General features: G+C 72.7%; 6 protein-coding genes and 2 pseudogenes. 5 read left to right on the forward strand and 3 right to left on the reverse strand.

Annotated features, from left to right (window positions below; genetic code table 11):
- Positions 1-221 (reverse strand): annotated as a pseudogene (locus tag D8M29_RS06410) (CGNR zinc finger domain-containing protein); the annotation flags it as partial.
- 167 nt (positions 222-388) lie between these two features.
- Here D8M29_RS06410 and D8M29_RS06415 point away from each other — a divergent pair.
- The gene (locus D8M29_RS06415) at positions 389-2,044 is read left to right on the forward strand and encodes a thiamine pyrophosphate-dependent enzyme (protein ID WP_127435432.1); all 1,656 of its coding nucleotides are present in this window, start codon (positions 389-391) and stop codon (positions 2,042-2,044) included.
- Between the two features lie 32 nt (positions 2,045-2,076).
- On the opposite strand, the gene D8M29_RS06420 is transcribed toward D8M29_RS06415, so the two are convergent.
- Positions 2,077-2,637 carry a GNAT family N-acetyltransferase gene (locus tag D8M29_RS06420; RefSeq protein WP_036341622.1) on the reverse strand — a complete coding sequence of 187 codons (561 nt, stop codon included), beginning with the start codon at positions 2,635-2,637 and terminating at the stop codon, positions 2,077-2,079.
- Between the two features lie 266 nt (positions 2,638-2,903).
- Between D8M29_RS06420 and D8M29_RS06425 the strand changes: the two genes are divergently transcribed.
- The 4 genes from D8M29_RS06425 to adhP all read left to right on the forward strand — a co-directional run bounded on the left by D8M29_RS06425 (position 2,904) and on the right by adhP (position 7,496).
- Positions 2,904-3,341 (forward strand): DUF779 domain-containing protein, encoded by a 438-nt coding sequence (locus tag D8M29_RS06425; RefSeq protein WP_063189308.1) that lies wholly within the window; start codon positions 2,904-2,906, stop codon positions 3,339-3,341.
- Positions 3,338-4,765, forward strand: coding sequence for a GAF domain-containing protein (locus tag D8M29_RS06430; RefSeq protein ID WP_127445853.1), 1,428 nt, complete (start codon positions 3,338-3,340; stop codon positions 4,763-4,765). The genes D8M29_RS06425 and D8M29_RS06430 overlap by 4 nt, the downstream gene beginning before the upstream one ends.
- 122 nt (positions 4,766-4,887) lie before the next feature.
- A complete protein-coding gene (locus D8M29_RS06435; protein WP_041103406.1) occupies positions 4,888-6,411 on the forward strand; it encodes an aldehyde dehydrogenase family protein in 1,524 nt (507 codons plus the stop codon).
- A gap of 53 nt (positions 6,412-6,464) precedes the next feature.
- Entirely contained in the window at positions 6,465-7,496 is a 1,032-nt protein-coding gene (adhP, locus tag D8M29_RS06440) for an alcohol dehydrogenase AdhP (RefSeq protein ID WP_073117416.1), read from the forward strand.
- Positions 7,497-7,650: 154 nt separating this feature from the next.
- On the opposite strand, the pseudogene D8M29_RS06445 reads toward adhP, so the two are convergent.
- A pseudogene (locus tag D8M29_RS06445) lies at positions 7,651-7,935 on the reverse strand (alpha/beta hydrolase); the annotation flags it as partial.

Raw genomic sequence — 7,935 nt, forward strand, 5'->3', positions numbered from 1 at the left:
CAGACCTCGGCCAGACGGCCGCGGAGTTCGCGGCCACGCACGGCCGCGGCGGCGGCCAGGCGGAGGCGGACCTCGTCCTCCTGGAGTTCAGGGACGAGGGAGGGCAGCTGCGTGGCGGCGGTGAACCGCTCGTCGGCCGGCTGACCGCCCCGCAGTCCGGGGGCGGTGTTCAGGAACGCGGCCAGGGAGGCGAGGCGGGAGAGCGTCGGCGCGGAGAGCATGGGGAAATCGTACGGCGGGCCCGCCCTCCCGTCACCGGCTTCACGCCGCGTATCGGGTCGCCTCCGGCGCCGTCCCGTCCAGTACCCTGACCCCCACGGACCCCGTCTGCGCGGCGGGGTGCACCCATGGGGCCGGAGGGGCCCCCGAACCAGCACAGGAGACCTCCATGTCCCAGACCTCCCAGGCGACCGGTCGCCTCTCCGCCGGGCACGTCATCGTCAAGACCCTCGAGTCCCACGGCGTGAAGCGCGTCTACTCCGTGCCGGGCGAGTCCTACCTGGACGTCCTGGACGGCCTGTACGACTCGGGCATCGAGAACGTGGTGTGCCGCCACGAGGGCGGCGCCACGTACATGGCCGAGGCCGACGGCAAGATGAACGTGGTCCCTGGCGTCGCCATGGTGACGCGCGGCCCGGGCGCCGCGAACGCCCACGTCGGCCTGCACACCGCGTGGCAGGACTCGACGGCGCTCGTCCTGTTCGTCGGCCTGATCCCGTTCGAGCACCGCGACCGCGAGGCCTTCCAGGAGTTCGACCCGCACGCCTGGTTCGGCACCGGTGCGAAGCGCGTGATGGTCCTGGACCACCCGGAGCGCGCCTCCGAGATCGTGGCCGAGGCCATGTTCGCCGCCAGCTCGGGCCGGCCCGGGCCCGTCGTCGTCGGCCTGCCGGAGGACGTGATCCGTGAGGAGATCGATGCGCACCTGCACCCGCAGATCCCCGTGGCCTCAGGCGGCATGACCGTGGGGGACTGGAAGTCCCTGCACGCCGCGCTCAAGGAGTCCCGCAAGCCGCTGTTCATCACCGGTGGCAACGACTGGACGGACGAGGGTGCGCAGACCCTGACGACGTGGCTGGAGGAGCACAAGATCCCCGCCGCCGCCGAGTGGCGCACCGAGGGCACCGTGCCGTTCTCCTCGCCGTCCTACGTGGGCCCGATCGGCTACGGCCGCCCGAAGCCGACCTACGACATGCTCGAGGAGACCGACCTCATCGTGTTCGTCGGCACCGTGCCGGGCGACGTCGTGACCAATGGCTTCACCATCCGCCAGAACTGGGACAAGAAGAACTTCCTGGTCACCATCGACCCGTCCCTGCGCGGCCGCTCCGGCCCCGTGTCCCACCAGATCGTGGCCAAGCCGGACGGGTTCATCCGCGACCTCGTCCGCATGGAGCTCGAGGTCAAGCCGGAGTGGGAGGAGTGGACCTCCCGCATGCGCGGCGAGCAGGAGAAGTTCGCGGCCCTGCCCCCGGCCGAGCCGTCCGAGGGCCAGGCGAAGATGGCCACGCTCATGGCCAACCTGGTGCCGAAGCTGCCGAAGGACTCGATGATCTCCCTCGGCGCGGGCGAGCACACCAACTGGGCGCACCGGTACTTCCCGACCGAGGGCTATCGCTCCATGATCTCGGCCCGCAACGGCTCCATGGGCTACTCGGTGCCGGGTGCCGTGGCCGCGTCCCTGAACTTCCCGGACCGCACCGTGGTGACCATCGCCGGCGACGGCGAGTTCCTCATGAACGGCCAGGAGCTGGCGACCGCCGCGCAGTACGGCGCCACGCCCCTCGTGATCGTCATGGACAACCAGGAGTACGGCACCATCCGCACCCACCAGGAGCGCCAGTACCCCGGGCGCGTCTCCGGCACCCAGCTGAAGAACCCCGACTTCGCCGCCATGGCCCAGGCGTTCGGCGGCTTCGGGGTGCGCGTGGAGCGGGACGCGGACGTGCCGGCGGCCGTGGACGCGGCGCTCAAGGCGGTCCAGGAGGAGGGCCGGTTCGCGCTCATCCACCTGATCGTGGAGCAGCGCGTCAAGGCCTACTGAGGCCGGCGGCGCGGTCCCCGCCGTCCCTCCGGTCAGGCCGCCGTCGTGGGGACGTCGAAGCGCAGCTGGGGCACGGGGAAGGGCGCACCGTCGAGGTCCGCCTCGACCCGGTCCCGCAGCACGCCCCCGCACGCACGGATCGTGGCCACGGAGGCGGTGTTCGTCTCGTCGCACGTGAGCAGGGCGGCGGGCACCCCGCGTGCGGCCAGCAGCGTCAGGGCGCCGCGCAGCAGCCGCGCGGCGTGGCCCCGCCGCCGGAACGCGGGGCGCACCGCATAGCCCACGTGTCCGTTGACGTGCCGCAGCGCCTCGTTCAGCTCCCACCGCACGGACACCCGGCCCACCAGCTCACCGTTCTCGTCCACGCCCACGTAGAAGGAGGCGGGCGCGCGGCCGGGCTCGACGTCGCCGCGCGCCTCGGCGGCGAACGCGCGGCGGACCGCGGGGAAGGAGCGGGTGCCGGCCATCAGGAAGTCGAACCCCTCCCGATGCAGCTCGGCGTCCGCCTCGCGCGCCGCGATCTCGTCCGCGGCGCGCAGCGGGCGCAGCAGGAGGCCGTCCACGGTGACGGTGGGGCTGGGGTCCGGGAGCATGTGCCGAGTGTACGAGGGGGACGCCGGGCGTGGCCGCGTGAGCCGCCCGCCGCCCCAGCCCTCGTGCTTTCCCCACTCCCTCCCCACCCCCGCGCCGTGAGCCAGACGTTTCGGTCGTGATCAGCCCCTGATTGCAGCCGAAACGTCTGGCTCGCGGCACAGCCCCCGGTCCGCCGCGCCCCCCCACGACGCCGACTGGGGTGACGTGGATCACGTTGCAGGCTAGGGTGGGGGGACCGACGATCGCCCATCCCCAGGAGGCCGCGATGACCGTGCCGTCCTCGTCGGCGGAGCATGCGCCCGCGCTCGAGGCTCGCCCCGAGATGCCGGGCGAGACCGTGTCCCGCGTCGCCATGACGCCCGCGGCGCTCGAGCTGATCCGCCGACTCCTCCCGATCCACGGACCGCTCATGTTCCACCAGTCCGGCGGCTGCTGCGACGGCTCCGCGCCCATGTGCTATCCCGCCGGCGACTTCACGACCGGCGCCGCCGACGTCCTGCTGGGCACCTTCGCGCTGCCGGCCGAGGGGGACCAGGCCGCCGTGGAGATCCCGTTCTGGATGTCCGCCGCCCAGTTCGAGTACTGGAAGCACACCCACCTCACCCTGGACGTGGTGGACGGGCGCGGCTCCGGCTTCTCCGTCGAGGCGCCCGAGGGCAAGCGGTTCCTGATCCGTTCGCGGTTGATGGCCGGCTCGGGATGAGCTCGACCCTCGCCACCGGTGCCTACCGGCGCGCCGTGGACCGGGCCCACGAGTCCCTCGCCGCGGTCCGCCTGTCGCTCGCGCCGTCGTCGCCCACTGCTCCGGCCGGGGCGGACCAGGGCCTGCGCGCCGCCCTTCAGGGACTGCGCCGGGAGGTCCGCGAATCCTGGCTGCGCTCCCTCGGCGCCCTCACCCCCGTGGTGCCCGGCCAGACCGACCCGGCCACCCTCTCCGACGACGACCTCGCCGCCGCCCGCCGCGAGCAGCGCCTCGCGGTGGCCCTGCCGGTGGTCCGCCGCATGCTCATCCAGCCCGCGGCCGAGGCCGGGATGCTCGCCGCGATCGGCAACGCGCGCGGCCACCTGCTGTGGGTCGAGGGCGACCGGACCGCGGTGCGCCACGCCGAGACCATGGGCTTCGTGGCCGGCGCCGACTGGTCCGAGGCGTCCATGGGCACCTCCGCCCCCGGCATCGTCCTCGCGACCGGCGCCCCCACGCAGGTCAGCCGCGGCGAGCACCTGAGCCCGCGCGTGCACCCGTGGAGCTGTTCGGCCGTCCCGCTCACGGACCCGGCCACCGGGCGGCTCGTCGGGGTCCTGGACCTCACGGGTGGCGAGGACGCCGTCAGCCACCTCGCCCTGCCTCTGCTCCTGTCCACCGTGGACGCCGTGCACGCCGCCTGGCGGGACCTGCCCGCCCCGTCCCGGGGCCGTCCCCGCGGCACCGTCCCGACGCCGGGCCCCTCGGCTCCGCCGTCCGCCTCGCCGGGGCCGAGCCCCGCCGGCGCGCCGCACCGCCACGACGAGGCCGCGGGCCTGCTGCGCGTCACCGGCCACCTGCCGCCCACGCTGGACGGGGTCGAGCTCACCGGCCGGCACGCCGAGATCCTCACCCTCCTCGCGTGGCACGGCCCGGGCCTGACCGGCGCCGAGCTCGAGGTCGCGCTGTATCCGGAGGAGACGGCCGGGCCCCGGTCCGCGCCGGGCGACGCCCCCGCCCGCGCCATCTCGCTGCGCGCCGAGGTGCATCGACTCCGCCGGGCGCTGCGGGACGTGGGGGCGCCGGTGGAGCTGCTGTCCCGGCCGTACCGGCTCGTGGGGGAGGTGCACGCGGACCTGCTGTGCGCGCGGGAGGCGCTGCGCGCCGGGGGTCTGGACCGTGCGCTGCACGCGGCGGTTGGGCCGGTGCTGCCGCGGTCGGCGTCCCCCGGTGTCGCCTCGATCCGCGCGGAGCTGGGGGAGGCGCTGCGCGAGGCCGTCGCCCAGGACGCGGATGTCGACCAGCTCTGGGCTTACCTGGGCCGCCCCGAGGCCCGCGACGACGTCGAGCTCTGGGGCGCCGCCCTGCGTCTGCTGCCGACGGACTCGCCGCGGCGCGCGCTCGCCGTGGCCACGCTCGAGCGGATCGAGCGGGACCTGGCCTGAGCCGGCCCGCCCCTCACCCGCGCCCGGCTGCAACCTTCGTGCAACCTCCCTGTGACTAGGGTCACAGCCACGGCAGGGCGCCACCCGGCGCCGAGGCAACCGCAGGCAAAGGAGCCAGCACCATGACCGTCTACGCATTCCCGGGCACCGAGGGAGCCAAGGTCGAGTTCAAGTCCCGCTACGAGCACTTCATCGGCGGAGAGTGGACACCCCCGGTCAAGGGCCAGTACTTCGAGAACGTCACGCCCGTGACGGGCAAGGTGTTCTGCGAGGTCGCCCGCGGCACGGCCGAGGACATCGACGCCGCCCTCGACGCCGCCTGGAAGGCCGCCCCGGCCTGGGGCGCCACCTCGCCGGCCGAGCGGGCGCTCGTGCTGCACCGCATCGCGGACCGCATGGAGGAGAACCTCGAGATGCTGGCGGTCGCGGAGACGTGGGACAACGGCAAGGCCGTCCGGGAGACCCTCAACGCGGACGTCCCGCTGGCCATCGACCACTTCCGGTACTTCGCCGGCGCGATCCGCGCGCAGGAGGGCCGCCTGTCCCAGGTGGATGAGGACACCGTCGCCTACCACTTCCACGAGCCGCTCGGCGTGGTCGGCCAGATCATCCCGTGGAACTTCCCGCTGCTGATGGGGGTGTGGAAGCTGGCGCCCGCGCTGGCCGCGGGCAACGCCGTCGTGATCAAGCCCGCCGAGCAGACCCCGGCCTCGATCATGGTGTTCATCGAGCTGATCGCGGACCTGCTGCCGGCCGGCGTCGTCAACGTGGTCAACGGCTTCGGCCTCGAGGCCGGCAAGCCGCTCGCGCAGTCGCCGCGCATCCGCAAGATCGCGTTCACGGGCGAGACGACGACGGGCCGGCTGATCATGCAGTACGCCTCGGAGAACATCATCCCGGTGACCCTGGAGCTGGGCGGCAAGTCGCCCAACGTGTTCTTCGAGGACGTCATGGCGAACGACGACGCCTACTGGGACAAGGCACAGGAGGGCTTCACCCTGTTCGCGCTGAACCAGGGCGAGGTCTGCACGTGCCCGTCGCGTGCGCTTGTGCAGGAGTCGATCGCGGAGAAGTTCCTCGACGCCGTCGTGGAGCGGACCTCGCGCATCGTCACCGGCAACCCCCTCGACACGGACGTGATGATGGGCGCCCAGGCCTCCAACGACCAGCTCGAGAAGATCACGTCCTACCTGGACATCGGCCGTCAGGAGGGCGCCGAGGTGCTCATCGGCGGCGCTCGCGCCGAGATGGAGGGCGAGCTGGCCGGCGGCTACTACGTGCAGCCCACGATCTTCCGCGGGGACAACTCGATGCGCATCTTCCAGGAGGAGATCTTCGGGCCGGTGGTCTCGACGACCACGTTCACCGACTTCGACGACGCCATGCGGATCGCCAACGACACGCTCTACGGTCTCGGCGCCGGCGTGTGGTCCCGGAACGGCAACACCGCCTACCGCGCGGGCCGGGCGATCCAGGCCGGCCGCGTGTGGGTGAACAACTACCACGCCTACCCGGCCCACGCCGCGTTCGGTGGGTACAAGTCCTCCGGCATCGGCCGTGAGAACCACCTGATGATGCTCGACCACTACCAGCAGACCAAGAACCTGCTCGTCTCCTACTCCGAGGACAAGCTCGGGTTCTTCTGAGCCGACGCCGGCACGGCACGACCCCCTCCCCACTCCACGAAAGGTGATCCCCCATGACCACGATGAAGGCAGCCGTCGTCACCCAGTTCGGCACAGAGGCCGACGTCACGGAGGTCGAGCGTCCGACGCCCGGCCAGCACGAAGCGCTCGTGAAGCTCATCTCCTCGGGCGTCTGTCACACGGACCTGCACGCGATGGAGGGCGACTGGCCGGTGAAGCCGACCCCGCCGTTCATCCCGGGCCACGAGGGCGTGGGCATCGTCGAGGAGGTCGGACCCGACGTCGAGAACCTCAAGGTCGGGGACATGGTCGGCAACGCGTGGCTGTGGCGAGCGTGCGGCCACTGCCAGTACTGCCGCACCGGGTGGGAGACCCTGTGCGAGGAGCAGGTCAACGGCGGCTACTCCGTGGACGGTTCGTTCGGTGAGTACATGCTCGTGGATGCCCGCTACGCGCCCGTGATCCCCGAGGGCGCGGACCCGATGGAGGTCGGCCCGATCCTGTGCGCCGGCGTCACGGTGTACAAGGGGCTGAAGCAGACCGAGGTGCGGCCCGGGCAGTGGGTCGTGATCTCCGGCATCGGCGGCCTGGGGCACATCGCGGTGCAGTACGCCGTGGCGATGGGCATGCGCGTGGTGGCCGTGGACGTCGCGGACGACAAGCTGGCGCTCGCCTCTCGGCACGGCGCGGAGCTGACCGTGAACGCGAACGTCGCGGACCCCTCCGTGGAGATCCAGGAGAAGATCGGCGGCGCCCACGGTGTGCTCGTCACGGCCGTGCACCCCCAGGCGTTCGGCCAGGCCATCGCGATGACCCGCCGCGGCGGCACCATCGTGTTCAACGGCCTGCCCCCGGGCGACTTCCCCGCGCCGATCTTCGACATCGTCCTCAAGGGCCTGACCATCCGCGGTTCGATCGTGGGCACCCGGCAGGACATGGTCGAGGCACTCGAGTTCTACGCGGCCGGGAAGATCCACCCGACGTTCCACACCCGTCCGCTCACCGAGATCAACGACGTGTTCGACGAGATGCGCCACGGCAAGATCGAGGGCCGCGTCGTGATCGACTACGCGATGCAGGACTGACGTGTCGCCTGGGCGTCGGCTGGGCGCGGGGTAGTATCGGCACATCACGCGCACCAGTGCGACGGCGGTCGTCCCACCCGGAGATCCGGGCCGGGGCGGCCGCCGTCGTCGTCGCGGGGACGGGGCGGGCCGCAGCGCGCCCGACGCCCGAGCCTCAGCGGGCCGCGTCCGGGGCGACCCCGTCGCGCAGCCACTCCAGCGTGGCCGGCCAGAAGGTCGGCGCGAACCGCGCGTGGAACAGTCCGAAGTGCCCGATCTCCGCGACACCGAGCTCCTCCGGCCGCACCCGCCAGCGCACCGTCCGCCGACCCGGCGAGTAGGCGTCCGCGCGGTCGAGGGCGGCTTCGGTGCCGAAGTCGTCGTCGACGGGCGCCACGATCAGCGCGTCCGCCGTGAACGCGGCCAGACGACGGCGCAGCTCGTCCCGGCCGGCGGCGGT

It is taken from the genome of Micrococcus sp. HSID17227, assembly GCF_003989405.1.
Lineage (GTDB): Bacteria > Actinomycetota > Actinomycetes > Actinomycetales > Micrococcaceae > Micrococcus > Micrococcus luteus.